At 45.9% G+C, this 24,874-nt stretch carries 23 protein-coding genes; 16 read left to right on the forward strand and 7 right to left on the reverse strand.

Going from position 1 to position 24,874, the window contains the following annotated elements:
• The first annotated feature begins 20 nt into the window (after window positions 1-20).
• The 6 genes from sohB (at window position 21) to R3P39_RS05305 (ending at window position 6,609) form a co-directional block, all read left to right on the forward strand.
• A complete protein-coding gene (gene sohB, locus R3P39_RS05280; RefSeq protein ID WP_336566104.1) occupies window positions 21-1,040 on the forward strand; it encodes a protease SohB in 1,020 nt (339 codons plus the stop codon).
• 223 nt (window positions 1,041-1,263) lie between these two features.
• Window positions 1,264-2,073, forward strand: coding sequence for a phosphate/phosphite/phosphonate ABC transporter substrate-binding protein (locus tag R3P39_RS05285; RefSeq protein ID WP_336566106.1), 810 nt, complete (start codon window positions 1,264-1,266; stop codon window positions 2,071-2,073).
• A gap of 21 nt (window positions 2,074-2,094) precedes the next feature.
• Window positions 2,095-3,744, forward strand: coding sequence for a sensor histidine kinase (locus tag R3P39_RS05290; protein WP_336566107.1), 1,650 nt, complete (start codon window positions 2,095-2,097; stop codon window positions 3,742-3,744).
• A 271-nt stretch (window positions 3,745-4,015) separates the two neighbouring features.
• On the forward strand, window positions 4,016-5,032 hold the full coding sequence (locus R3P39_RS05295; RefSeq protein ID WP_336566109.1) for a sensor histidine kinase: 1,017 nt from the start codon (window positions 4,016-4,018) through the stop codon (window positions 5,030-5,032).
• The gene (locus R3P39_RS05300; RefSeq protein ID WP_336566110.1) at window positions 5,025-5,723 is read left to right on the forward strand and encodes a LytR/AlgR family response regulator transcription factor; all 699 of its coding nucleotides are present in this window, start codon (window positions 5,025-5,027) and stop codon (window positions 5,721-5,723) included. Before R3P39_RS05295 ends, R3P39_RS05300 begins: the two co-directional genes overlap by 8 nt.
• 19 nt (window positions 5,724-5,742) lie before the next feature.
• On the forward strand, window positions 5,743-6,609 hold the full coding sequence (locus R3P39_RS05305) for an acyl-CoA thioester hydrolase/BAAT C-terminal domain-containing protein (RefSeq protein ID WP_336566111.1): 867 nt from the start codon (window positions 5,743-5,745) through the stop codon (window positions 6,607-6,609).
• On the opposite strand, the gene R3P39_RS05310 is transcribed toward R3P39_RS05305, so the two are convergent.
• The 3 genes from R3P39_RS05310 to R3P39_RS05320 all read right to left on the reverse strand — a co-directional run bounded on the left by R3P39_RS05310 (window position 6,590) and on the right by R3P39_RS05320 (window position 8,186).
• Complete coding sequence (locus R3P39_RS05310; RefSeq protein WP_336566112.1) at window positions 6,590-7,363, reverse strand: AraC family transcriptional regulator; 774 nt, start codon at window positions 7,361-7,363, stop codon at window positions 6,590-6,592. The two genes, R3P39_RS05305 and R3P39_RS05310, sit on opposite strands and share 20 nt — an antisense overlap.
• Window positions 7,356-7,802, reverse strand: coding sequence for a carboxymuconolactone decarboxylase family protein (locus tag R3P39_RS05315; RefSeq protein WP_336566113.1), 447 nt, complete (start codon window positions 7,800-7,802; stop codon window positions 7,356-7,358). Before R3P39_RS05315 ends, R3P39_RS05310 begins: the two co-directional genes overlap by 8 nt.
• 135 nt (window positions 7,803-7,937) lie before the next feature.
• Window positions 7,938-8,186, reverse strand: a complete 249-nt coding sequence (locus R3P39_RS05320; protein WP_336566114.1) for a hypothetical protein — start codon at window positions 8,184-8,186, stop codon at window positions 7,938-7,940.
• An 81-nt stretch (window positions 8,187-8,267) separates the two neighbouring features.
• Between R3P39_RS05320 and R3P39_RS05325 the strand changes: the two genes are divergently transcribed.
• The 4 genes from R3P39_RS05325 (at window position 8,268) to R3P39_RS05340 (ending at window position 10,530) form a co-directional block, all read left to right on the forward strand.
• Window positions 8,268-9,062 (forward strand): PhzF family phenazine biosynthesis protein, encoded by a 795-nt coding sequence (locus tag R3P39_RS05325; protein WP_336566115.1) that lies wholly within the window; start codon window positions 8,268-8,270, stop codon window positions 9,060-9,062.
• A 172-nt stretch (window positions 9,063-9,234) separates the two neighbouring features.
• Window positions 9,235-9,687, forward strand: coding sequence for a YaiI/YqxD family protein (locus tag R3P39_RS05330; protein WP_336566116.1), 453 nt, complete (start codon window positions 9,235-9,237; stop codon window positions 9,685-9,687).
• 8 nt (window positions 9,688-9,695) lie between these two features.
• Window positions 9,696-10,136 carry a GFA family protein gene (locus tag R3P39_RS05335; RefSeq protein WP_336566117.1) on the forward strand — a complete coding sequence of 147 codons (441 nt, stop codon included), beginning with the start codon at window positions 9,696-9,698 and terminating at the stop codon, window positions 10,134-10,136.
• Window positions 10,126-10,530 (forward strand): ACT domain-containing protein, encoded by a 405-nt coding sequence (locus tag R3P39_RS05340; RefSeq protein WP_336566118.1) that lies wholly within the window; start codon window positions 10,126-10,128, stop codon window positions 10,528-10,530. The genes R3P39_RS05335 and R3P39_RS05340 overlap by 11 nt, the downstream gene beginning before the upstream one ends.
• Window positions 10,531-10,569: 39 nt before the next feature.
• Here R3P39_RS05340 and R3P39_RS05345 read toward each other — a convergent pair whose 3' ends face one another.
• Window positions 10,570-13,002, reverse strand: a complete 2,433-nt coding sequence (locus R3P39_RS05345; RefSeq protein WP_336566120.1) for a hypothetical protein — start codon at window positions 13,000-13,002, stop codon at window positions 10,570-10,572.
• 75 nt (window positions 13,003-13,077) lie between these two features.
• On the opposite strand from R3P39_RS05345, the gene R3P39_RS05350 reads away from it, so the two are divergent.
• Both R3P39_RS05350 and R3P39_RS05355 read left to right on the forward strand, forming a co-directional pair.
• Window positions 13,078-14,835, forward strand: a complete 1,758-nt coding sequence (locus R3P39_RS05350; RefSeq protein ID WP_336566121.1) for an MFS transporter — start codon at window positions 13,078-13,080, stop codon at window positions 14,833-14,835.
• Window positions 14,836-14,883: 48 nt separating this feature from the next.
• Window positions 14,884-16,149 carry a Xaa-Pro dipeptidase gene (locus tag R3P39_RS05355; protein WP_336566123.1) on the forward strand — a complete coding sequence of 422 codons (1,266 nt, stop codon included), beginning with the start codon at window positions 14,884-14,886 and terminating at the stop codon, window positions 16,147-16,149.
• A 49-nt stretch (window positions 16,150-16,198) separates the two neighbouring features.
• Here the strand turns inward: R3P39_RS05355 and metG are convergent, their stop codons facing one another.
• A complete protein-coding gene (metG, locus tag R3P39_RS05360; RefSeq protein WP_336566124.1) occupies window positions 16,199-18,238 on the reverse strand; it encodes a methionine--tRNA ligase in 2,040 nt (679 codons plus the stop codon).
• Window positions 18,239-18,435: 197 nt separating this feature from the next.
• On the opposite strand from metG, the gene apbC reads away from it, so the two are divergent.
• The 3 genes from apbC to R3P39_RS05375 all read left to right on the forward strand — a co-directional run bounded on the left by apbC (window position 18,436) and on the right by R3P39_RS05375 (window position 22,873).
• Window positions 18,436-19,530 (forward strand): iron-sulfur cluster carrier protein ApbC, encoded by a 1,095-nt coding sequence (gene apbC / locus R3P39_RS05365; RefSeq protein WP_336566125.1) that lies wholly within the window; start codon window positions 18,436-18,438, stop codon window positions 19,528-19,530.
• Window positions 19,531-19,532: 2 nt separating this feature from the next.
• Window positions 19,533-20,117 (forward strand): dCTP deaminase, encoded by a 585-nt coding sequence (gene dcd, locus R3P39_RS05370; RefSeq protein ID WP_336566126.1) that lies wholly within the window; start codon window positions 19,533-19,535, stop codon window positions 20,115-20,117.
• Between the two features lie 284 nt (window positions 20,118-20,401).
• Window positions 20,402-22,873 (forward strand): EAL domain-containing protein, encoded by a 2,472-nt coding sequence (locus R3P39_RS05375; protein ID WP_336566127.1) that lies wholly within the window; start codon window positions 20,402-20,404, stop codon window positions 22,871-22,873.
• Here R3P39_RS05375 and R3P39_RS05380 read toward each other — a convergent pair.
• Window positions 22,833-23,621: a CLCA_X family protein gene (locus R3P39_RS05380; RefSeq protein ID WP_336566128.1), complete on the reverse strand. Its 789-nt coding sequence runs from the start codon at window positions 23,619-23,621 to the stop codon at window positions 22,833-22,835. The two genes, R3P39_RS05375 and R3P39_RS05380, sit on opposite strands and share 41 nt — an antisense overlap.
• Window positions 23,621-24,241 (reverse strand): tRNA-uridine aminocarboxypropyltransferase, encoded by a 621-nt coding sequence (locus R3P39_RS05385; RefSeq protein WP_336566130.1) that lies wholly within the window; start codon window positions 24,239-24,241, stop codon window positions 23,621-23,623. Before R3P39_RS05385 ends, R3P39_RS05380 begins: the two co-directional genes overlap by 1 nt.
• Window positions 24,242-24,334: 93 nt before the next feature.
• On the opposite strand from R3P39_RS05385, the gene R3P39_RS05390 reads away from it, so the two are divergent.
• A complete protein-coding gene (locus tag R3P39_RS05390) occupies window positions 24,335-24,673 on the forward strand; it encodes an Hpt domain-containing protein (RefSeq protein WP_336566131.1) in 339 nt (112 codons plus the stop codon).
• The last annotated feature ends 201 nt before the right edge of the window (window positions 24,674-24,874 follow it).

A 24,874-nucleotide genomic window follows, 5' to 3' on the forward strand; every position in this document is an offset into this window, starting at 1 on the left:
ACCAAAGTGAGGAGAACGACTTGGCATTTTTGTTTGAATATGGGCTATTTTTGGCCAAAACAGTCACCATTGTATTTGGCATCGCCGCAGTGATTGTCTTAATTGTTGGCGCCAGCCAAAAACCGAAGTCGAAGAAAGGTGAGATCGAGGTCACGGACTTAAGCGAAACATTGAACTTGTCAAAACAGACCTTTCTGGAACAAACTCTGGATAAAAAAGCATTAAAACTGCTGAACAAAGAACAACAAAAAGCAGACAAAGAAAAAGGCAAAGACCAGGATTCACAGAAAAATGTCTTCTTTATAGAGTTTAATGGCAGCATGGATGCCCATGAAGTCAGCAGCCTTAGAGAAGAAATTAATGCCATTTTAACCATTGCTGATAAAGACAAAGATCAAGTGGTGGTTGCGCTCGAAAGTGGCGGTGGTGTTGTTCATGGTTATGGCCTTGGTGCGTCACAATTAGCTCGAGTTAAGCAAGCGGGTATCCCACTTACCGTTTGTGTTGATAAAGTCGCTGCCAGTGGCGGATATATGATGGCCTGTGTGGCAGATAAAATTATTGCTGCGCCGTTTGCGATCATTGGCTCCATCGGTGTGATAGCACAAATTCCTAACTTTAATCGCTTGTTGAAAAAGAACAACGTTGATTTTGAAATGGTCACCGCCGGTGAATATAAGCGCACACTGACGTTATTTGGTGAAAACACCGATAAAGGCAGAGAAAAGTTTAAGGAAGAAATAGAGCAAACCCATGGTTTGTTTAAGCAGTTTGTTGCTGATAATCGTAGCCAAGTCGCGATAGAGCAAGTAGCAACAGGTGAGCACTGGTTTGGTACTCAAGCGATGTCGCTTAACTTAGTGGATGAAGTATCGACCAGCGATGACTTGTTACTTTCATTAAACCAAGAACATCAGCTCTACAAAGTGAAATATAAAGCCAAACAAGGGGTGGCAGAAAAGTTAGGACTGCAGTTTGGTCAAGCATTTGAACGTGTTTCAATCCGCGCATTGAGCAAACTGAATTCCTCTAAATATTAATAATCCCCCCTTAATATCTCAGGCCGTCAAAGTACCAGCAAAAGGCTGGTACTTTGACGGCGTCAAGCTTGTCACCCTGCATACTGCGGCAGTCGAAATCCTTTCTTTATTGGTATAAACCTTTGCAATAGCAATAATCCTGTCTAGGATTGAAGTAGCAAAACAGTAATAAGACCAATTAATTAAGCGAATTGGTATAAATCCCTAGGTTTGGAAGGCAGTTATGCAAAAGCTACTCCTACTCATGTGCGCTCTGGCTAGTTTCTTTACAACGGCAGTCGAATTGAGTTTTGCCTTTGTGCCACAGCAATCTGCAGCGAAATTAGCAAGAAATTGGCAACCCATTATTGACTATATTAATGCCCATACTGGCGATCATTATGTCTTTAAAACGGCCAAAGACATACCTACCTTCGAGTCCAGAGTGTTGGCCGGTGAATACGATATCGCTTATATGAATCCATATCATTTTGTGGTCTTTAACGAGCATGCTGGTTATCAAGCGATAGCAAAACAAAAAGACAAACGCATCAAAGGCATCATTGTGGTGGCAAAAGACGCAGGCATTTCACAGTTAGAGCAACTACAAGATAATGTTATTGCTTTTCCAGCGCCGGCGGCCTTTGCTGCAAGCATCTTGACTCGAGCTGAGCTCAGTGCCAGAGGTGTTGCCTTTCAACCAAGGTATGTTTCATCTCATGATTCGGTCTATTTAAATGTCGCCAAAGGATTTGCGGCGGCAGGTGGCGGTGTGATGCGGACGTTCAACAATACCGACGCGGCAGTTCGTGATCAGTTGCGGGTACTGTGGACCAGCGAAGGCTTCACACCACACGCTTTTGCTGCGAAAAGCACCGTACCCGAGAGTACCAAAGCGCGTTTGCTTGCCGCGCTGTTGTCTTTAAATGACTCAGAGCAGGGCAAAGCACTACTGCAAGCGGTTAACTTTAACGGTATTAGCCCAGCAACGAATGAAGACTGGTCAGACGTTAAATCCTTAGGCATAGACACGCTCATTGGTATCAACCACTAATATGTATGGAGCTTAATAGCGATGGCTAAAGTGTCATTAAGAATTAAAACCATGATAGGCACCGCTGTGATTGAGGCTGTGTTGTTGACGGTGCTGATTTTTGTGGTGATTGATTTTATGATGGAATCGGCCAACGATGCCATGAATAAGCGGGCGACGACCACCACGCAATTATTCGCCAGTGCCACCAAAGATGCTTTGTTATCCTTTGATTTAGCTACCCTAGACTCGTTTACTCAAGAGTTATTGCAAAACCCTGATATTTTATACGTAAAAGTACTCAACACAGATAAACAAATCATGTCTTTTGCAGGGGATCAATTCTATCTGCAGCGCCAATTTAATGAGGATAACTTAGTCGAAACGGTTAGTGACGGTGTCTTTGATGTCAAAGGCGATATTTCTGAAGGCACCACGCAATTCGGCAGTGTGCAAATTGGGATTGATATCGGTGCAATTAACTCCTTACTGGCGAAATTAAAACGTTGGACAATTTCAATTGCCTTAATTGAGATGTTTTTTGTTGCCGTATTTTCCTACGTATTAGGCGTTTATTTAACCCAAAATTTATACCGATTAAAAGCCCAAGCTCACCGTATTACGGAGAATATTCATGCTGGGAGGTTCGATTTCTCTTGGTCTGCAATACGTAGTCAAGATGAACTGGAAGAGCTATCAAATGCCTTTGATGAGCTATCGCAAACACTGTCGGAAGAGCACCAGCGGCGGTCAGAATATGAGGCGGAGCTTAAGTCACTAAATGTTAACTTAGAACGCTTAGTCGCGCAAAGAACCGCTGAGTTAAAGCAGCAAAACCTCGAACTCGAACAGCGAAACCAAGCTCTTGCAGCGGCGCAAAAACAGCTTGTCAACGCCGAAAAAATGGCGTCTGTGGGGCAATTGGCTGCTGGTGTTGCCCATGAGATTAACAACCCACTGGGTTTTGTTATGAGTAATCTCGAGGTGATGCAGCATTATCATCAAGAGTACATGGCGTTAACTCAACAAGCGCAACAAGAAATCCCCGCGAGTGACTATCAGCAGGCACTGCACACCTTGCTAAAAGAAAAAGACTTCACCTATATCAACCAAGATACGTCTGAGTTGTTACAAGAGTCGGTGACAGGGTTGCAGCGGGTCACAGCGATTGTGAAAGACTTAAAGCAATTTTCCCGTGCCGATGTGGATGAACGGCAAGCCTGTGACATTAACAATTGCATTAAAACCACCTTGAACCTAGTGGAAAATGAGCTTAAATACCATGTTCGTGTGATAACCGATTTAACTGAGTTACCTGCCGTGGAAGCCAATACTGGCAAACTAATACAAGTGTTCACCAATCTGTTTGTTAACGCAGCGCAAGCAATGTTTGAGGAAGGGGAACTTAAGATATCCACCGCGTTAGTCGATGATGAGGTGGTGATTAACGTGGCCGATAATGGCGTTGGTATCGATGATAAAGTGATTAATAAAATTTTTGATCCCTTTTTCACTTCCAAACCCGTGGGGCAAGGCACGGGCCTTGGCTTATCAATTAGCTACGATATTATCCGTGAAATTGGTGGCGACATTAGTGTAGCGAGCAAGGAGGGAGTAGGTACCTGCTTTACCATAACGCTTCCTGTTGCGCACCAAGCAATTGAATGTAATGCGCGGCAAGTAGGTGATTAAATTTATAACGTTTTGCATTAGTTTATTCATAGTCGCAATCATGCTAATTAAGCGAACCGCTAAGTTGATAAATTCTCGTGCATATATTCTCTTACGGTTGTTATATCCTGGGCTTTATAAGAAGGTGCAGGGTTTGCTATTGGTGAAACTGGTAAGGCAAATGCTTTGAGACACCATTGAGGCAGTTAAATTGACCATTAAGCTCACATTTGGGTGATTTTTAAGTAGCCATCTGTACTATACAAACTATAGATAACAGTTTGTATATATTATGGAATTGCGTTTACATCGAACAGAGCAGCTGACTATTTTACTGCTGGTTGGCATGGTAAGCCTTGCTATTAGTGCCACAGATTGGCTACAGCGCGGCATGGTTATATCGGCGAATTTATTTGCCGCGGCGCTGGCAGCGGTAGTGTTACTGTATTGGCTGCCAATGATCACTGCCTATGTGACAATCGTTAGGCTCAAACTGCGCTTGTGGTTGTTGCAGTTGCTCACCTTTTATATTGCCATGGTGATAGGTTGCTGGTGCTGGGGGCAGCTTCGCAGCCACTTACTCGGCACCGAGGAGCTGGGTTTATTTGCAGCCCTAGGTATTGCCTTACCTTGGTCAAGTGGTATTTATCTGATGGTAACGTTTTACCTGTCGCAGCAAAGTCTTAAACAAGAAAAACAGCAGCGCCAACTGGCCGAAATTAAGTTGTTACACAGCCAGCTTAATCCCCACTTTATGTTTAATAGCCTCAATACCATTGCCGCATTTGCTGACACTTCGCCAAGCACGACCCAAAAATTAGTTCATAACTTGGCGGCGGTATTGCGCTATTCAATGCAGTATTCAACAACCGCTGCCAAGGCTCAGACCCAAGTGACTTTGGCTGATGAGCTGGTGGCATTAAATCAGTGGTGTGAAATAGAGCAATGTCGCTTTGGCAAAGACTTGGTGGTTACTTTTGATATTGACGAAAGGTTACTAAATTTAATGCTTCCCCCGATGATGCTGCAGCCAATTGTGGAAAACGCCATTAAACATGCTAAGCACAAACCTTTGCATGTCACCGTGTCTGTGCAACAGCAAAAGCAACATGCTCAGTTTACTGTGATGGATAATGGTATTGGCTTTAGTGACAAGGCGTTAGCTGAGGTTGGTCGTTCGGGTTATGGTCTTTCAATTACGCGTTCAAGGCTTCAGCTTGAAGCCGCAGCGAACTTGGCTATAGGCAACCGCCCCGATGGTGGTGCAGAGGTCAGTTTCATGCTTCCTGTGGAGGTGGTAAATGATTAACCTGGCCATTGTTGAAGATGAACTTCCCGCTTTAGAAAAACTAAAGCAGCAGCTCGCTGGCTTACCCCAGTACCACCTAAGTTACTGTTGTGGTGATGGTGAGGCGTTATTGCAGGCCATACCACAGCGTGCTGTGGATATTGTTTTAATTGACATTAATTTGCCAGGAATAAATGGCATTGAGTTAGTTCAAGCGTTACACAGGATGCAATCCCAAGTGAAAGTGATTTTTACCACCGCTTACAGTGAGTTTGCCGTCGATGCCTTCACTTTAGGTGCGGTGGATTACTTATTAAAGCCGTACACGGATGAGCGCTTAGCACTGGCTTTGTCTCGCGCGCATCGCCCCCAAGCAGGCACCACGTCAGAGAGCTTACCGAGTAAATTAGCAGGTAAAACCGCCTTTATAAATGTTGCGGACATCGAAGTAGTTAAGCTTGAGTATGGTCAAGCCATTGCCTATTGCAACGATCAGCGATACCCATTGCAAGGCTCATTGGATGCGTTGCAAACAAAACTACCTTCGCCTTTTTTACGGGTGCATCGTGACACCTTGGTGAATCAAGCGGCGATAACTGATTTACAGCGTTGGCCCAGTGGCGGCTATCTGCTGAAATTTAAGCAATGTCAGATCCAAGTGATCACCAGTCGTAACGGGGCGAGATTGCTTAAACAGCGACTCAATCTCTAATAGTCAAAAGGTAATAAAAATGACAAAGAAACTAATGCCAGTAATGATGGTAGGGGCCCTTGCGGCTTGTTCAAAGCCAAATGTGCCGGATGTTAAACAGCAATTTATTGAAGGTGACCAGCCGCGTCCACTGGTGGTTGTGCTGGGTGGAAGTGAAGGGGGCAATACCTTGGCCGAGCCGCATTGGCAGCCGTTTTTAGATGGTTTTAATCATTTAGGCACTCAGGTAGCGGCGCTGGCTTACTATGGCTCTAGCGGAACTCCCGCCAGTGCGGCCGAGTTGTCGCTGAATTCGATTGCTGAGCGCATTAAGAAGCTGACGGAAGATCCCAGAGTGAACCCTCAGTGCGTTGCTGTGGTTGGGTTTTCTAAAGGAGCAGAGCTGGCATTGTTGTTAGGCGCTCATTTTGAAACCATTAATCATGTGATTGCCATTATGCCCTCACACGTTAGTTGGAATGCCGTAAAAACCGTTACTTCCCGTGCCAGCTGGGTACTTGACGGCCAAGCAGTGGATTATATCAATGCTCCTTTGCTGTCTTGGCAAATGCAAAAGGGCAATATTACCGGTGAATTTACACCGGCCTTTGTAACCGCACTTGCAGAGGCGTCAGTGGATGATATTGCCAAAGCACGTATCGCGGTAGAGAGAACCAATGGCCCAGTAATGTTGGTCTCGGCAAAACAGGACGAGGTGTGGCCCTCTTATCAAATGGCAAGCAACATTGAACAGCATTTAGAGCAGGTCGACTTTGCAAAGCCATTTCATCACTTAGCGCTGGATGCAGGGCATTATAGCTTTAATAAAGCGGCGCAAGTTCAAGTACATGATTTTTTGCAAACCACCTTGCTGAATAACTGTCATTTTAATGGGAGTCAGAAATAACGGCTTGCAGAACCTTAGGCTGAGTACGAATTAGACTGGTGTAGCGTTTTGGCGTTAACCCTAATAGCGCCTTAAACTCGCGCTGCAAGTGGGCTTGATCGGAAAAGTGGCAAGCCAGTGCAACGTCTGCGAGGGAAGCGTGGGGGTGTTGCTTAAGTATGGTTTTCACCTTACGTATGCGATAAATACGCGCTAAGCACTTTGGCGTCAGGCCGCATTGCTTTTTGACCTGTCTTTCTAATTGGCGTTGGCTTAATGGCGTATGTTGATAGGCCAATGGTAGCGGTTCCATAGCGGTAATGCGCTGAATAAAGCGTTGGCTCTGAGCCATTGCTGCTGGCGGGGAGGTAAAGTTCATGTAGGGCGTTAAAAGTTGTTCTAGGTTTGCCAAAGATGGTTGCAGCTGCATTTGCTTGGTCACCTTTTTTAGCAGCTCAGGTTGCAGCAAAGGATGCTGGCTATCACTTAAATAGCGGTATACGCCAGGTTGAAAACGTATACCACAAAAGCAGCTGCCCGGAGTGACTTTGAGTGCAGTGGCATAAGGTGTGGCTGTGTGGACATAATAACTGTTGTGACAAAAGCGACCATCAAGCGTAATTTCACCACAAATTGGTATCACAATACCGTCTCCACCATCACAAGGGAGCCATTGCAATCCCCTTTGATCAGCTTGTGCAAACCATATGGCTTGCACAAATGTCTGCAGCTTTCCTTGCGGATGGAGCAATTGTAACTTAATACTATTATTCATTGAATACCACTTCGGGCTTAAACATTTTCACCATACGATTCCAGCTATTGATGGCGTTGATGGCTATGGTGAGGGTGACGAGAGCGTCTTCATCAAATTCTGCACTGAGCTGTTGATATAAAGTATCGTCAATTGTTTTGCCTAGTGTCAAGCGTTCACATAATTGTAAAGCAGCACGCTCTTTGTGGTTATACAGTGACGTATCTTGCCAGGCACTTAAGGCAATAATGTGAATATCCCTGATCCCATTCATACGGGCTTGGTGGGTGTGCATAGCAATACAAAATGCACACTGGTTAAGTTGCGATGCTCTGAGCTTAATTAGCTCCAAAATGGTAATACCCACAGTTGCTTCGGCATGATGATGCAATAAGGTTTCTTGGCGCATCAAGTGCTGCATGAGTTCTGGTGTGTGGTCAAAATAATTGGCGCGTTGCATAGGTTGTACTCCTTTGATTTTGGAAACAACCTCACTGTACTTAATTGAACTTAGGAAAAATTGAATAAAAACGACAATCGCACAATTCTGAGCAGGTAAAGCCGAGTCAATAACGCCGACTCGGCAGCAAAAATATTAACGCATAAAAAAGGCGACTAAGAACACCGCAACTGAGGCAATGGCAAACATGGTGTATTCGGTTACGGTTTGCTTGTGTTTATCCTTGTCATGTTTTGGTGTGGTTAGGATCATTAGCAAGCTGGTGATAAAAAGCGCCAGTGAATACAAACATAAAAGAGAAAGGATCACTTCAGTGAACATATAAGCCTCGACTGTTTTATTGATAAATTGTTTACGAGTTAGCGGCTGAAACGGATCAGGCAACTGCGTATAACCAAATACATTTGCTTTAGATTACAAAGCATTATACCGTGACTTTAGCCGTTTCTAAAAGGAGGAAAGCAGGTGGAAATAGCCTACTACGTGGTGGATGCGTTTACTCGCAAGCGTTTTGCTGGTAACAGTGCCGCTGTGGTCGAATTTTTGCATTGGCCGGATGATGCGATATTGCAAAATATTGCAGCCGAAAACAACTTATCGGAAACCGCATTTATCAAACCTGATGGGGAAAATCACTACCATATCCGATGGTTTTCACCGCTTTGCGAAATTGACTTTTGCGGTCATGCAACCTTGGCCAGCGCTTACGTATTATTCAACTGCAAAAATAACCAGGGCACGCTGACCTTTGAGACCAAAGCCGTAGGCACACTTCGAGTAGAGCAGCACTCAGATGGCCGTATTGCCATGCAATTTCCTAACCTCGCCCCAACTCCCGTTGACCCGCCGGCAGCGTTAGTGTCTGGCTTAGATCAAACACCGCTGAAGGTATTGAAAAATCGCCAAGCGTTCGTTGTCGTCTTAGCGGATGAGCACAGTGTACGAAAATGTCAGTATCACAGTGATGACCTTAAGCAGTTGGCACCCTATGATGTCGTCATTACGGCTCCGGGACAGGAATATGACTTTGTTTCCCGCTATTTTTGGCCTGCCAATGGCAGCGATGAGGACCCGGTTACCGGCTCCATTCATGCCGCATTAGCGCCATATTGGGCAGAGCAGTTGGGTCGCAAAAAGCTTCGTGCATGGCAAGCCTCAACCCGAGGAGGGGAGTTGTTTTGTGAAGTAACGGCGCAGCAGGTGGTGATCTCAGGCTTCGGCGTTCTTTACGCCAAAGGCGTTTGCTTCATTGATGATTAGTAACTGGCTGCGATAGTGCTTTTTACTTGTATGCGAACGCTGTTGGCAGCAGTATTTAACGTGCGAGCTTAAGTTTAAAATGTTATGAAGATTCCCAGCAATGCCACATAAAGGGTGAAGTAGGATGAGAATTCCAGTATCTTAGCCATAAGAAATACAGTAAAGAAAGACTATGACAAAACAAATTTGGGTCGACGCCGATGCCTGTCCGGTGGTGATAAAAGAAATGCTTTTTCGTGCCGCGGTACGAGCATCCGTTACCGTTACCTTGGTGGCTAATCAGTACTTAAAAACCCCGCCGTCTCCCTTTATTCAAAAGCTGCAAGTGCCAAAAGGCTTTGATATAGCCGACAATGAAATTGTCAAACGCGTGGGAGTCGGCGATTTGGTGATCACCGCTGATATTCCTTTGGCTGATGAAGTGATTGATAAACACTGCACGGCACTCAACCCCCGCGGTGAATTGCTAAGCAAAGAAAATATTAAGTCGCGGCTGAATATTCGAGACTTTATGGACACCATGCGTGCCTCTGGCGTACAAACTCAAGGTCCGCCGCCATTGTCACAAGCAGATAAACAAAATTTTGCTAATCAGCTAGATAAGTGGATAGCGCAAAACAAATAAGGAGTATTATGACCTATCAAGCGAGCTGTTTATGTAACACCGTAAAAGTTGAAATCACCGGCCCTATCAGTGACATTATTCATTGTCATTGTTCCTTATGCCGGAAATCATCAGGGACGGCATATGCCACCAACGGCTTTGTGCAAACGGCCGACTTCACTATTGTCTCGGGGTTAGAGTCACTGGGCTCGTTTCAATTTAAGCCCGGTCGCACTCGTTATTTTTGTAAGCACTGTGCCAGTCCCATCTACAGCGCCAACGCAAGCGATCCGGCACGGCTAAGGCTGCGTTTAGGTATTTTAGATTCTGACATTGCAGAGCGACCACTGTCGCATAACTTTGTGTCATCAAAAGCCAACTGGGATGAGCTCGATGCGGTATTACCTCGCTACGATGCTTTTGAGCCATCAAGAGATCTCGCAACCACAGGAGTAAATAATGAGCGGTGAAACCGATTTAGCCTGTTTATTGCAAGATATCTCACCACGTTTAGATAGCACTCCGGTGGTTTTTTGCAGCTTAGATAAACCACTGAGTGCCTGTCTCGACTATGAGCCCATCGCCACCATGGTTGAAAAGGAAGGCTTGACTCTGGTGGTGACAAAAGCATGTGCAGATAAACACCAGCTGGAATACAGTTGTGTCATGCACAAGATCACCTTAGAAGTACACTCGAGCTTGCTGGCCGTGGGCTTAACCGCTGCGTTTGCTCGTGCATTAACCGCTGAGAACATCAGTGCTAATGTCATCGCAGGCTTTTATCACGATCATATTTTTGTTCCCGAAAACCATGCTGAGCAAGCGTTACGGTGTTTGCAAGCCTTGTCAAAGGCGCAGTCATAAGCGGCGACTCACCGCCGCTTAACATCCTTAGTGCCATTGTTACCAATTACGGCGCTCCACCAGTCTGATGGGTTCACCATCAACATTAACTTCGGCAATCACTTCAATCAGGCCAGACTTTGCTTTGGCTGGTGCTGCAACAGCAAACTTGAGCTGTTGGTAGGGCGCAAAGCTGACAGCTTTTTGCCACAATGGCTGTTTGTTGCTGAAGTCTTGATAAGCAATAAAGTTGACGGTTACATGTCCCGAAGAGTCGCCAGAGTAGGGACCTGACAGTTCGATGGTGATGGTTTCGCCAATGTTAATGGCCATATTTACCCCATCAAATGGCGGCGCTTGAGTATCAAGCTGGGTGCGATGATTCAGACCCAACCAGCTGATGGCCAAATTGTGTACTGCGGCGTCAGGAAGTTCAATTCTATGTTCGCCACTAGCCAGTTGTAGCGCCTCAGACACACTGGAAAGTGTTACAGTAGCGGTGTGACGACTGGGGTTATTAAGGTAAAGATAATGGCGACCCTGATGAAAGTATGTCCGAACATCTATTCCACTGAGTGCTAACAATGCCTTATCACCTAGGTGAGTACGCCAACGCTTAAGGGTGGTAGTCATGCTTTTGACGTCATTATTACTGATGCGGTTGGCGCTCAGTTTGTTAAACCAATCACTGAGCTGTGATTGACACTGTGGCAGTTCAGACGCAAAAGAAATACAGCTCGAAAACAGCTGATTTAGTAGCGGAGCCTGGGCAAATAACCAAGGGTTCGCTGTATGAGTTTTTGCAGCGCTCGAGCGGTGAGCGGCAAAGTATGGGGTAATGCTGTGATTACTATTGCGTCCTAATAAACTTATCTGAGACAAGTTTAGCTCATCGAGTGCCAGAGTTGGGTGATCAAACCGTGCCTGTTGCTGATGATGTTCACTGGTTAAGGTAATGGCGAGACCCTCATCGCTGTGGTGTAAGTTAATACCCAGTTGCAGAGTCTGTTTTATGTCTTTGAGCAGCTCTGGTTGCAATGCCATCACTTGGGTGGGAAAAAGGTTAAGATTACTGCTGACTTCTAATTTAACACCATCAACAATCACAAACTGCAGCAAATTATCTTGGCTAAAGTCGGCGGCTTGGGCTTCCAGTTTACCAAGCTTTACTTGGCCGCTATTGCTGTGTTGTTGCAGCTGCAGTGCCATGCCTATGTCACCACGATGGAGTTGCTCACTTTGAAATTGTATTAAGGCGGCAATGCCTTGCTTGTCTTGGTTGTTTATCAGTTTACTGTAAGATGGTGCAGGGAAATCCATAACAGCATGGTTTACTTCATCGAAGCTTGGCTCAATATCAAGTCGTTGCAGTTTGTTGCTGCTGCTATTTCGTAGCCAATACGCGTTGCCACTTTGCTCCCACGGGCCATTAACAATGTAAAAGCTGGGTTTGGCGGCGTTAACAAAGTCAGCAAAGTCAATTTCAAGCTGCTGCCAATTGGGAAAGGTCGACTTCAACAAAGCATTTGCTGTCGGTAGGGTCGCTTCTGAATGCGGATTTGCAGCCATAAGCTCGCTAATAAAGCGTTTAAAGTAGTGATAACGCTGTGGATCTGTCAGCAGAAAATGAATAATGAGAAAGTTGAGACCACGCTTAAGCGCGGGGTCGTCATTAATTTCCTCAAAAGTGGGCTGACCGGCTTGGTGGTATTGATATAAGCCTGAGAGTAGGTAGTTCATCGGAGCGCGGTCAAACACCATAACAGCCAGCTGGTTGGTGTTGGGATAATAGACATGGCTGGCAATGGCATCGGCCATGCCTTCAGTGATCCAGTTTGGCGCCCACGTTGAGTGACCCGATAAGGCCATATGAAAGGCATGCATGGTTTCGTGAATAACGATATACCTTTGATGATGGTGACGATGACTGGGGAAATTATAGCCGGCACGGTTGTAAAACATGGTTTCTCCTCCGGCATGTTGGTGCACACCGCGAGTAAAACCGTCGTCGAACATGGCTTCGCGAGTGCGCTCTCGAGAGCTACCATAAACAACCGCAATACGTTTTTTATCAATCCCTGCAGGTGCCTTGCCAAACAACTCAACATAATGGGGGTAAGACATCTCCAACAGCTCTAAGTAAAGCCTGACCTTGCGCTCGGGCAAATCACTTTTTAGCGCGAAGTGTTTACTTATCCACCAGTCATAACCTCTCGAGTTATGAATTTTGCCATCGCTGAAAGTGGCGGGGATCCGTTTACCAAGATGCTGTATATCGATGTGGTTCAGTGTGCTTACGCGTCCACTGACTTGAACATCGGCTCGCATTTGCAAAGGACTTGGAATAATCGAAGGCTTGGTTGCGGTGATCCCACAGGCACTTAAAAATATAGCAGTAACGACTGAAAACAGGCGACACAGCAGGCGTAGCCTTTGTTTAGGGTACGTTGACGCAAGCCCCAAAAGGCGAAGACGAAGAGGTTGAAAAGACATTATGTTTTGCTCTTATTTTTAATTTATGTATATTGTATGCAATATAATCTAACAATAAAATAATGGAATGTCATTATGAATAATCAACAAAATGGCACAGCGGTAAACACTGACATGGCCATGCCAAGGCAAGGTAAATTTGCCTTCGGGCGCACTTTTTATATTGCCAATATCATGGAGATTTTCGAGCGCCTCGCCTGGTATGGCTTTTTTGCGGTGTCATCGATTTACATGACCACACCTAAGTCACAAGGCGGCATTGGCTTTAGCGACATAGAGCGAGGAGCGGTGCAAGGGATCATCCCGTTTTTTCTTTACTTATTGCCGGTGTTCACCGGTGCCGTTGGTGATCGCGTGGGTTACAAAAAAATGTTCTTATGGGCATTTATTATTATGGCTCCAGGCTATTACTTATTGGGTCAAGCACAAAGTTTTTGGAGCTTTTTTGCCGCGTTAAGTGCCGTGGCATTTGGTGCTGCCTGTTTTAAGCCCGTGGTTGTGGGGACGGTAAGCCATAGCACCCACGATGGTAATCGTGCCCTAGGCTTTGGTATTTTTTATACCATGGTCAACATTGGCGGTTTTATTGGGCCTTTGGTTGCAGGCTACATGCGTGCCATTAGTTGGGATGCCGTATTTTTGATGTCAGCTGGATGGATCCTACTGAATTTTATTACCCTGTTGTTTTACCAAGACCATACGCAAAAGAGCCAGCTGTCGTTACGCGACACCTTTAAATCGGCGCAGTCGGTTTTAGGTAATGGCCGTTTAGCGTTGACACTGTTTTGTTCGTTGGCACTGCTGATGTCGGCTGGGGTTGAGTTTATCAGTTATACCTCGGCGCTTAGTTTGATTGCACTGTGGCTGTTAACAAACTGGCTTTGGGATAACTACCTGCGCGCTTCGGCACTCACCGCATCTAGCTGGTGGCGACAACCCACTCAGGTGAGTAATCCAACCTTTGCGCTGTATTTGTTGATTTTGGCTGGCTTTTGGACCGTTTATAATCAGTTATTTTATACCTTGCCGTTATATATTCGCGATTATGCCGACACTCAAGACCTGTTAAGCTGGTTTGGTCCTGCTGCAACTGAGTTTTTAGCTCACGTCAATGTCGCTGCATTAGCAGACGAAATCATTGCACTGTTTGCCCGGATCCAAGCTGAGGAAGTGATTAACCTGGAAGCGTTACGCCTACAGTGGGTGCACTTGAAAGTCAATGTGCCCATTACCGAGCTTGAGTTGCTGGTCAGCTCCCTGACGAACATACACCAACTTGGTGAATCGCTGAGCTTAGCGCAAGCCACTGAAATGGCTCATGAGCTGGTGCAATATCGGCAAATTAACCCAGAGTATTTGATCAATTTAAACTTTATCATGATTGTGTTGGCGCAAATCCTAGTCAGCATTTTGTGTCAAAGGTTTAAGCCTTTTTATGTTTTAGTATCTGGGTTAGTGGTCATTGTTGCGGCGTTTTTATTGCTGCTAATGGGGGCCAGTTGGATCAGCGGGCAACTGGTGGTAAGCGTGATTATGTTAATTGCTTTAGGGGAAATGCTGGCTTCACCAAAGAGCCAAGAGTTTGTCGCGAGCATCGCACCCAAGTCTCAGACGGCACTGTATATGGGCTATTACTTTGTCTCCATGGCACTGGGGTTCTTGTTTGCGGGATTTTTATCCGGTTGGAGCTATAAAGTATTGGTGCAAGAGATGGCGCAGCCTAAGCTGATGTGGGGGTTATTTGCTGTGATTGCCGCCTGCACCGCCATTGCTTTGTTGTGGCTCAATGGTGTGATAATTAGACAGCGTGCTACCTCAGTTGGTCGTGATTAGTTGTTGGCGAATGGTTTAGCTCCTACACTGGCAAAAAAAGGAGAAGTTATGAACAAACGAATACTCACTACCATTGCTCTGTGTTTTTGTCATTACGCTCAGGCAGAAAGTTACGTTATTAATGCTGAAGCGGCACTCGATGTTGTCAGCGGCAAAGTGATTTCGCCAGCGACATTAATTGTCACTGACAACAAAATCACCTCATTAACGAAATCCAATCGCATGGCGTACCCTCAAGGGGCGAAGGTGATCGATTTGCCAGGCAAAACCTTATTGCCTGGTCTTTACGATATGCATGTCCATCTTACTTCAGATGCCCAAGTGCACGGCTACAAAAGGCTGCAGCGTACAGCTCCTCGAGCTGCCATTACTGGCGTGAGAAACGCCCAGCGAACACTGCAAGCGGGCTTTACTTCGGTGCGCAACTTAGGGGCGGCAGGTTATGCCGATTTTGCCCTTCGTGACGCCATCCGTGATGGCGATGTAACTGGGCCGCGGATCAACGCTTCTGGCCCCTCGCTTGGGATCACCGGCGGCCATTGCGACAATAATTTGTTGACCCATGAACACCAAGTAAAAGCGGCTGGGGTTGCCGATGGTCCATGGGCGGTACGTGCGAAAGTGCGCGAGAACATTAAATATGGCGCCGATGTGATTAAGTTTTGTGCCACTGGTGGTGTGTTATCAAAAGGCACTAAAGTCGGGGCACAGCAATACTCTCAAGAGGAAATGACGGCGCTGGTCGCTGAAGCTAAGCTTAGGGGAGTAACCGTGGCTGCCCATGCTCATGGTACCGAAGGCATTAAAGCGGCCATTCGTGCCGGAGTGGATTCAGTTGAGCATGTCAGTTTTGTTGATGACGAAGCGATTCAGTTGGCGAAACAGCAGGGCACCTATTTCTCAATGGACATTTACACCACCGAATACATTCTTGCCGAGGGCGAAAAAGCAGGGATTTTGCAAGAAAGCTTAGACAAAGAGCGCACCGTGGGTAAAACCCAGCGTGCTAGCTTTACTAAGGCATTAGAGGCCGGCGTGAAGATGGTGTTTGGCTCAGATGCCGGTGTTTACCCTCATGGCGACAATGGCAAACAATTTAGTCGTATGGTGCAGTTTGGTATGACTGAATTACAAGCCTTGCAAGCGGCCACTATTAATGCCGCGACCTTACTGCAACAACAACAGCAGCTAGGTTCATTGGAGGTGGGTAAGTTGGCCGATATTATTGCCGTTTCGGGTGATCCGTTAAACGACATTAGGGTGATGGAAAAGGTCAGCTTTGTGATGAAAAACGGTGTAATTGTCAAACAGTAAGCAAGCCAGATTGTGCAGCAGCATGGCTGCACAATCCAGTTTTAGTCTCTTACATTACCCGCATACCTGGCTGTGAGCCTTCGTCAGGGTTTAAGATGTAGATTTCTTTACCACCAGGCCCTGCAGCTAAAACCATGCCTTCAGATAAACCAAAGCGCATTTTACGCGGTTTAAGGTTGGCCACCATCACGGTGTGTTTGCCAATCAAGTCTTCAGGTGCATACGCGGCCTTAATGCCTGCAAACACTTGGCGTGTTTCTCCACCTAGGTCTAACGTCAGTTTTAACAACTTATCGGCGCCATCAACATGCTCTGCATTGGCGATTTTGGCAATGCGCAGGTCGACTTTAGCAAAGTCATCAAATTCAATTTCAGCGGCGATGGGCTCTTTTACCAAAGGACTGTCTGGGTCTTTGGCTGGGCTTGATTGACCACCGACTTTTTTCTCTAAGCTTTCTTTTGAAGATTCAATCATGGTGTTGACTTTATCCATATCAACGCGCTGCATCAGTGCCTTAAACTTATTGATGTCATGATCAACCAATGGGCTAGAAAGAGTAGACCACTGCAGCTCAGTATTAAGGAACGCCTCAACATTGGCGGCCATACCAGGCAAAATGGGTTTCAAGTAAGTCATCAAGACACGGAATAGGTTGAGTCCCAATGAACAAACTTGGTGCGCCCGCTCTAGGGTGTCTTCGTTTTTAGCCAGTACCCAAGGCGCTTCGGCGTCGATAAACTGGTTTGCTTTGTCAGCTAAGGTCATGATCTCGCGCACAGCACGGCTGAACTCACGATTTTCATAATGCTCAGCAATGGTGTCTTGGGCGTCGCTAAAGCTTTTCAGCAGGGCCTCATCCATAATGGTGCTGCTCAGCTTGCCGTCAAACTTCTTAGTGATAAAGCCGGCACAGCGACTGGCAATATTCACCACCTTACCAACCAAGTCAGAATTTACTCGTTGAGCAAAATCTTCTAAGTTGAGATCCAGGTCGGTCACGCCACTGTTTAGTTTCGCCGCGTAGTAATAACGAAGATACTCAGGGTCTAAGTGTTCTAAATACGTGCGTGCTTTAACGAAAGTGCCTTTAGATTTAGACATCTTGGCGCCATTAACGGTAACAAAGCCGTGAGCAAAAACATTGTTTGGCTTACGGAAGTTGGCGCCTTCAAGCATTGCAGGCCAAAATAGGCTGTGGAAATAAATGATGTCTTTACCAATAAAATGATACAGCTCAGCATCAGAGCCTTCGGCCCAAAACTCTTCAAAATTAAGACCTTGCTTATCGCATAGGTTTTTAAAGCTGGCCATGTAGCCGATTGGCGCATCTAGCCAAACGTAAAAATATTTCCCCGGTGCGCCTGGGATCTCAAAGCCAAAGTAGGGAGCATCACGGCTAATGTCCCATTGCTGCAAACCGTCGGCAAACCATTCATCGAGTTTGTTGGCCATTTCTGATTGCAAGCTGCCAGAGCGCAGCCAAGACTTCAACATATCTTCAAATGCGGGCAAGTCGAAGAAGTAGTGCTCTGAGTCTTTTAAGATGGGGGTAGCACCAGACATAACCGATTTTGGCTCAATCAACTCAGTTGGGCTGTAGGTTGCACCACAGACATCACAGCTGTCGCCGTTTTGTTCTTCGGCTTTACAGGTTGGGCAGGTGCCAGTGACAAAGCGATCCGGTAAGAAAATGTGCTTTTCAGGGTCAAATAACTGCGAGATAGTGCGCTTTTTAATGTAGCCTTTATCATCAAGGCGAGTGTAGATAAGCTCGCTTAGTTCGCGGTTTTCTTCGCTATGGGTACTGTGATAATTGTCAAATTCAATATTGAAATCGGCAAAATCGCGTTGGCGCTCAACACTGACCTGCTTCACCATTTCCTCGGGCGTGATACCTTGTTTTTGCGCGTTGAGCATGATCGGTGTGCCATGGGCATCATCGGCGCAAACATAGTAAGTTTCATGACCTTGGAGCTTTTGAAAGCGGGCCCAAATATCGGTCTGGATGTACTCCAGCAAATGGCCTAGGTGAGTAGGACCATTGGCATAGGGTAGTGCACTAGTAATGAGAATTTTTCTCTTCGTCATAACGATTCCATGAATTTGGCGCGATTTGTTGTTTTATTGATAATGTCAGTGGCCAGCTTTATCACCAACACAAGTCTGGCTACAAAAATGAGAACTCACCACCGAATATATCGTGAACCGCGAATTGACTGGTTTTAATGAAGTGAATGTTACATAATTCCGAGGCTATTTTCATCATCCTTAGGAGTTTAATTTTTATGTTTGGACTGGAAAAGTGGTTCGCTAAAGGAAAAAACAGCAAACAAGCCGTTGCAGAACTTCTAAAGGGATACCGCAGTGCCGTTTTGCCTGTGGGGATCGATAGTAATTGGATAGTCAAAGTCGCAGACAATAAAGACGCGTTGACAGTCAATATTAACCTGCCCTTTGCACTCAATTGTGAGCAACAGCTCAGTGAGTTTCTCAGTAATAAACTCGACCAACCCGTGGTAGTAAACACTCAAGTGGTGGTGGTTGGACGCCCTAAGTTTAAAGCCATTAAGCACATTATTTTGGTGGCTTCGGGCAAGGGCGGCGTGGGTAAGTCGACGTCTGCGATTAACCTCGCATATGGTTTATCTGCGCAAGGCGCCAAAGTGGGGGTGCTGGATGCCGATATTTATGGCCCGTCTTTGCCAAGCTTGATGGCCATGGGTAATGCAAAACCGCAAGCAAAAGATGACAAAACATTATTACCGATTGAACGTCACGGCATTAAAGCGATGTCAATCGGCTTTTTAGTGGCAGCAGAAGATGCCACCGTGTGGCGCGGCCCTATGGCTTCGCAGGCATTAACACAGCTATTAAATGAAACCGATTGGGGCGAGTTAGATTATCTGATAGTCGACATGCCCCCCGGTACTGGCGATATTCAATTAACCATGACCCAAAAAGTGCCGGCCAGTGGTGCTGTTATCGTCACAACACCTCAGACACTGGCCTTGGCCGATGCGCAAAAAGGCATTGCCATGTTTGAAAAGGTGCAATTGCCGATTTTAGGTTTGATTGAAAATATGAGTTATTTCAACTGTCACCACTGTGGTGGTCGCAATGATATTTTTGGTGCCGCTCAAGGTACTGAACTGACGAGCCGTTATGGCGCGCCATTGTTGGCTGAAGTGCCTTTACACGACAGCATTCGCAACGCCACCGAGTCTGGTGACAATATTATCGCCACGCAGCAATCCGAGGATGCAAATGCTGCCCATCAGGTGGCGGATCATTATGTCGATTGTGCCCAACTGGTGGCCAGTATGTTATATTATCAATCAGACTCAACATCGGGTGTTGAGGTTGTGATGACGGAAGATTAACAATGAGATTATCGGATACCCATATTCGAGAAGCAATAGAGCAGCAACGAATCGTAATAGAGCCGACGCCAAAGCCAGAAATGATTTCTGGAGTTACGGTGGACCTTAGGCTAGGTAATAAGTTTCGCGTGTTTCAAGACCACGCAGCACCCTACGTTGATTTAAGTGGCCCGAAAGAGCAAATCAATGCCGCCATGGAATCCATCATGAGCGATGAGATTGTGTTAGATGAAGGCCAAGCTTTTTTCCTTCATCCCGGTGAGCTGGCGTTAGCCATGACCTATGAAAAAGTCACCTTACCTGCCGATTTAGTGGGGTGGTTGGATGGTCGTTCGTCATTGGCTCGTTTGGGTCTAATGGTGCACGTCACGGCGCATCGTATCGACCCGGGTTGGTCGGGCAATATCGTGTTGGAGTTTTATAATTCTGGAAAGCTGCCATTGGCACTGAGACCAAACATGAAAATTGGTGCGATGAGTTTTGAAACCATGACCAGTGTCGCTGAGTTTCCTTACAACGAACGCAAAGACGCCAAATACAAAGATCAAAGCGGCGCCATCGCTTCTCGAATTAGCGACGACAGTTAAACACCATACTCGTCAACGATTGGGTTGGCGAGTTTTCTCTATTGTCAGCGAATACCCTGCCTAATCTCCTGTTACATCATGAAACAGCCAGCGAGTTGTGTTTTATTCACATAGCAACCATACTTGAGAATGTATTATTTAAACAGCAAGCCGCTTTGGTCTCATATTGTGAGTCATTGTTCTTGTTTGTTTTTTAGGTAAATAATAGCGAATGCCATTAACCTGTTAGTGTTAGTGTTAGTGTTAGTGTTAGTGGTAAGGTGCGATACTCAAGGAGATAGGGTATGTGGCTGAGCGTAGCAAGGCAGGCGCTAATAGCAGTCTTTTTAGCTGGTGCTTTACTTGCCATGGTCTTTCCAGGTGTTGCCAGTGACGATAATAAAACACAACAGACAAATACCCCTGTGGCGACATTTGCGATTGCGTACGGGGAGTTAAGTAATGCACAATTTGCGCCCCTTGAAAGCCAGTTTTACGTGCCCAAAGCGCAAGCAGTTTGGCTAAAAGCCAACATCAATGAAACCAGGTTAAACGAAGACGTTGTCCTTACTGTGGAGCGGCCATTATTAGGTCAGGTTGCATTTTATCACCGCGATAGCGCAGGAAGTTTATCCGCGCTGGATGGTGAGCACGTCACCACATCGCTGCGTCACTTCTCACCCCACTTAATAGTACACGAGCCGAAGCGACTGCAACACGTATACATCAAGATCACTTCTCCGTATCGGTCGCAGTCGCAGATCTCGCTTACTTCCTACGCTAATTATCATAGCCAAGTCGACAATCGCCTGTTTGCCAGTGGGGTATTTTCCGGGGTGTTATTGCTGTTGAGCGTTTACATGTTCGCCACTGGGCTATTGTCAAAAAGAGCAAGCCTGCTCTCGATTGCAGGCTATATCTTGTCATTAGGCGGGTTTTATATTATTCATCAAGGCCTGACAGACGTTTTCTTTAGCTATCAAACCACCCTCACGGTTATGCAGTACAGTAGCAGTTTATTGGCTGCGGCGCTGGGCTGTTGTTTATTATTTTTCTATCACTTTTTAGTTCGACGACGATTAACAGGCACCATCAACACCATGACGCAAAGCATGGCTTATGGTTACTTGTTGGTGGCCGCAGCCATTGTGATCAGTGCCGGTCAGCTCGCGTTTGCAGTGCAAGCGGTATTGGTATTAGTGGCGCTGGCCGTCGCTATGGCCGTGTTGTTGCAACAACAGCAAAGTAACCGTAAAGAAGTGTGGTTTTGTGGGGCAGTGTGGATGCCAATTCTGCTTCTGATGGGACTTTTTGCCGTGGGACAATTAACCAGAACCATGCTGTTGTCCACTTCTTTGACTCATCTATTGGTGTCATCGCACTTGGTGTTATTGTTAGGGTTTGTGGTTTGGCACGACAGTGAAAGTCGCAAGAATTTTATTAAATATACTCGAGTGGATAAAGACACTGAGTTGTCAAATAAGTTTGCTCTATTTACGGCACTGGAAGAGCTGGAGCTTAAAAATAAAGCACACACTTTATTGTTATTTAAACCGCTCATACTGCCTACCATCAAACTGAACTTTGGCCTGAGCTTTGCCAACCAATACATCAACAAATTGTTCAAAAAGGTCTCTCAGCAAATCAATACTTATGGTAACGCGGCGATCGCCAATCCGGTCGACACTGAGATTTATCGCCTAGAAGAGGATGTATTTGCCATTATCCTCGATGGTAAGATTGAAGTGAGTCAGGTCGAGCAATATGTCTGTATTCTTTCTTCAGTATTTGAAGAGGGAGTGGGTTTTAAAGACACCAAAATAGTAGATAGCCTTGAAGTTGGGGTAGCCAATCACCCAATGCATGCTAAAACTACTGAAAAATTAGTGCAAAGAGCACTGCAGGCACTCAATACCAAATCGCAAAATGGTCAACGCTGGCATTTATTTGACGTTGAAAACTCAATGTCTTCCGAGCGTCAGTTGCAATTGAGTTCGCACTTGAAAGGGGCCATCGAGCAGAATCAATTTAGTTTGTTTTTTCAGCCGCAAGTGAACCTTACGACAGGCAAAGTCTTTGGTTCAGAGGCGTTATTGCGCTGGCTGCACCCTGATTTTGGGTATATTCCTCCGGATGAGTTTATTCCCATCGCTGAGTCCTCAGGCCAGATTTTTGAAATAACCGAATGGGTGTTAGAGCAGGCCTTGCATTACCAAGCGCAGATCACTCAAGTGATGCCCGATCACGTTATTTCGATAAATATTTCCGGTCGTGACCTAAATCGTAAAGAGCTTTCGGTACAGTTGATCACCTTGATTAACGAATTATCCTTAGCGCCATCGCAAATCATGATAGAAATCACCGAGTCGGTAACCATAGGCAAAGAGGCTGAGCTACAAGGGGTGTTGGACGACTATCGCTCTATCGGCGTAAAGGTGGCTATTGATGATTTTGGCACCGGGTATTCCTCGCTTGCTTATTTGAGTAAGCTTGGTTTCGATGAATTGAAAATAGACAAAAGTTTTGTCATGGACATTGAAACCTCTAAAAGCAATCAGACCATCTGTAAGGCGACTTGCGATATGGCCCATAACCTTGGTTCTAAAGTTGTGGCTGAAGGGGTGGAAGACGTTAATAGCTATATTCGTTTACAAGCCTATGGCTGTGATTACGCCCAAGGGTATTTTATATCGCGGCCCTTGCCCTTTAATGAATATATTAGCTGGCTGACCAAGGTCAGTGATTCTGATGATATAAAATCTTTCCTAGTTCGTTAAAGTACCCCAGCAAGGGGGCTGCACAACGTGCCAATTGCTTTTGGCTGGGATAAAGCCCCAAACGTTCAAGCTCCGAGTATTTAATTCCCGAGGCCAGAAAGTCATTGGAAATATCGCCATGATAGGCAATGATCGCTTCAAACATCCGTGCGCTGAGCTCTTCGGGCATGGCGTAGTAAATTTGCTTATTGGCTTGATCGGCTACTTTTGCCACGCTAAAAAAGTCACTGGGTCGTTGTTTATCGGGCTGTAAAAAGGTGTTGCTAAAATAGTTATCGAGCAAACGATTTAGTGCGTGAGGCTTTACCTGTTTAGCTCTAAGCCAGGCCGCAGAAGCAAAGCCATGACTGGGTTTGGCAATCAGGTGCTGACAAATATAGTGATCAAAGGCGTGCCACCATTCATGGGCTAGAGCGCCACCGCCGGCGTTTTTTGCTAATGCTAAGGTATTGGAGCTGGCACAATAGTGGGCTTGAACACCAGGTTGGCCGCCACTGCCAAAGGCAAAATTTAGGGTGTTGCGTAGGCCAATGGTTGCAGGTGGCAGCTGCAGTATTTGAGCTAAATCGGCCAGCGCATCATAAATTAAATTGGCAGAAATGTGTTTTTCTTCTGGCTTCACCCAATGACCTATGGTCATGGTTTTAAAGCCAAAAGTGTGTTTTATTTCGGCAAAATCCACTTGGTCGCCAAAGCGGTAGTCTGGCCCATGGCGTTTAAAGCCGCGTTGTATTCTCGGAAGCTTCATTATTTATTTTGATAGCGTCTACGGACATCGGGTGTCATAAATTTCATTTGTTGTTCCACCATGCCTTGCTGTAGCGTCAATAACTGGGTGACATCACAGCCTTCGACCAGATCTAAAAAGCGTGCACAGGCCTCTAATGTGGATAAACTGAACTCATGCTTAGACTTACGAATGGTGTAGTGACTTTGATCATGAGTCGCGAAGCTAAAGCTGGGTAAATCATGCAGCCAGTGATTACTTTGATACAGCCGAGTGGCTTTTTTCCAGGTGCCATCCAAGATAATAATGGTATCAAGCTCGAGCTTTTCAGCCGCCCCTGCAGCGAGTGTTTGTGCGTGTTTATTGGGGTAAAGTAACGCCGCCTTTCGGTTAGCAAGGTAGCTTTGCACTGCGCTAAAATCTGCGGCGCTTTCACCGACGACTAGCTGAATGTGCTGTAACTGTAACGCCAGTAATTTTGCGGTGTTTTTTGCTACTTTGGTTTCGCTGGGGTGCTGCAAAATCACCACTTCAATGTGGTTATTAAGGGGTTGGCTTAGGTAACTACAGACACAGGTTGTGACAGGAAAATCACAAGATGGACAAACCGGACGCTTCATAACACTGGTAATTTTATTCATTTCGCTGCATATTATCATATATGCCAGCATATTACTTTGCACTTGCTGATGACTTTACTAGCATTAATGTAGCGCAAAGCCATAAGGACAGTTATGTACATCGAAATTGATGAAGAAGCACTTGAGAACATGAAAATGTTACTTGGGGAGCAGTTCGAGGAAACCGTGATTTTCTGTTGCTCTGAGTTTGAGCGCTTGGAGTCAGAATTGATGCTGAATTTAAACAAAGACAAAGAAGCCGCAATTCGTCATGCTCATAGCTTAAAGTCCAATGCTCTACAGTTTGGTGCCAAGAGCTTGAGCGAGGTGGCCCGGACTATCGAACATGGCCTTGCTTCGGGCGATGAAGCTGCCACCACAGAAGCCCTTGATAAGCTGGCACACCAAGTCGCAGGCTCCAAAACTAGGCTGCAACAATGGCTAACGGCTTAACCCAGTCTGCATACGTTTTAGCCAGTCCTGTCTTTTATTTCCTGCGAGTTTTTTACACCCCAAGTTAGATTAATTTTTTTCAACTTAGCGCAGTTGCAGATAGCAGTTGTGCTGAGTTGTGTTTGCGCAAATGTGGTCAAGATTAGCGCTAGTAATTCGCCTTAGATGTAAGCTATGCTGGGAGCATGAATGAGGGGGTGA

Source organism: Pseudoalteromonas sp. UG3-2 (assembly GCF_037120705.1).
GTDB lineage: Bacteria > Pseudomonadota > Gammaproteobacteria > Enterobacterales > Alteromonadaceae > Pseudoalteromonas.

Bases quoted from the DNA above. Each gene is read 5' to 3' on its own strand.
- R3P39_RS05285 (WP_336566106.1), top strand. From the start codon at position 1,264: ATGCAAAAGCTACTCCTACTCATGTGCGCTCTGGCTAGTTTCTTTACA.
- R3P39_RS05290 (WP_336566107.1), top strand. From the start codon at position 2,095: ATGGCTAAAGTGTCATTAAGAATTAAAACCATGATAGGCACCGCTGTG.
- R3P39_RS05295 (WP_336566109.1), top strand. From the start codon at position 4,016: ATGGAATTGCGTTTACATCGAACAGAGCAGCTGACTATTTTACTGCTG.
- R3P39_RS05300 (WP_336566110.1), top strand. From the start codon at position 5,025: ATGATTAACCTGGCCATTGTTGAAGATGAACTTCCCGCTTTAGAAAAA.
- R3P39_RS05305 (WP_336566111.1), top strand. From the start codon at position 5,743: ATGACAAAGAAACTAATGCCAGTAATGATGGTAGGGGCCCTTGCGGCT.
- R3P39_RS05310 (WP_336566112.1), bottom strand. From the start codon at position 7,363: ATGAATAATAGTATTAAGTTACAATTGCTCCATCCGCAAGGAAAGCTG.
- R3P39_RS05315 (WP_336566113.1), bottom strand. From the start codon at position 7,802: ATGCAACGCGCCAATTATTTTGACCACACACCAGAACTCATGCAGCAC.
- R3P39_RS05330 (WP_336566116.1), top strand. From the start codon at position 9,235: ATGACAAAACAAATTTGGGTCGACGCCGATGCCTGTCCGGTGGTGATA.
- R3P39_RS05335 (WP_336566117.1), top strand. From the start codon at position 9,696: ATGACCTATCAAGCGAGCTGTTTATGTAACACCGTAAAAGTTGAAATC.
- R3P39_RS05340 (WP_336566118.1), top strand. From the start codon at position 10,126: ATGAGCGGTGAAACCGATTTAGCCTGTTTATTGCAAGATATCTCACCA.
- R3P39_RS05345 (WP_336566120.1), bottom strand. From the start codon at position 13,002: ATGTCTTTTCAACCTCTTCGTCTTCGCCTTTTGGGGCTTGCGTCAACG.
- R3P39_RS05350 (WP_336566121.1), top strand. From the start codon at position 13,078: ATGAATAATCAACAAAATGGCACAGCGGTAAACACTGACATGGCCATG.
- R3P39_RS05355 (WP_336566123.1), top strand. From the start codon at position 14,884: ATGAACAAACGAATACTCACTACCATTGCTCTGTGTTTTTGTCATTAC.
- metG (WP_336566124.1), bottom strand. From the start codon at position 18,238: ATGACGAAGAGAAAAATTCTCATTACTAGTGCACTACCCTATGCCAAT.
- apbC (WP_336566125.1), top strand. From the start codon at position 18,436: ATGTTTGGACTGGAAAAGTGGTTCGCTAAAGGAAAAAACAGCAAACAA.
- dcd (WP_336566126.1), top strand. From the start codon at position 19,533: ATGAGATTATCGGATACCCATATTCGAGAAGCAATAGAGCAGCAACGA.
- R3P39_RS05375 (WP_336566127.1), top strand. From the start codon at position 20,402: ATGTGGCTGAGCGTAGCAAGGCAGGCGCTAATAGCAGTCTTTTTAGCT.
- R3P39_RS05380 (WP_336566128.1), bottom strand. From the start codon at position 23,621: ATGAAGCTTCCGAGAATACAACGCGGCTTTAAACGCCATGGGCCAGAC.
- R3P39_RS05385 (WP_336566130.1), bottom strand. From the start codon at position 24,241: ATGAATAAAATTACCAGTGTTATGAAGCGTCCGGTTTGTCCATCTTGT.
- R3P39_RS05390 (WP_336566131.1), top strand. From the start codon at position 24,335: ATGTACATCGAAATTGATGAAGAAGCACTTGAGAACATGAAAATGTTA.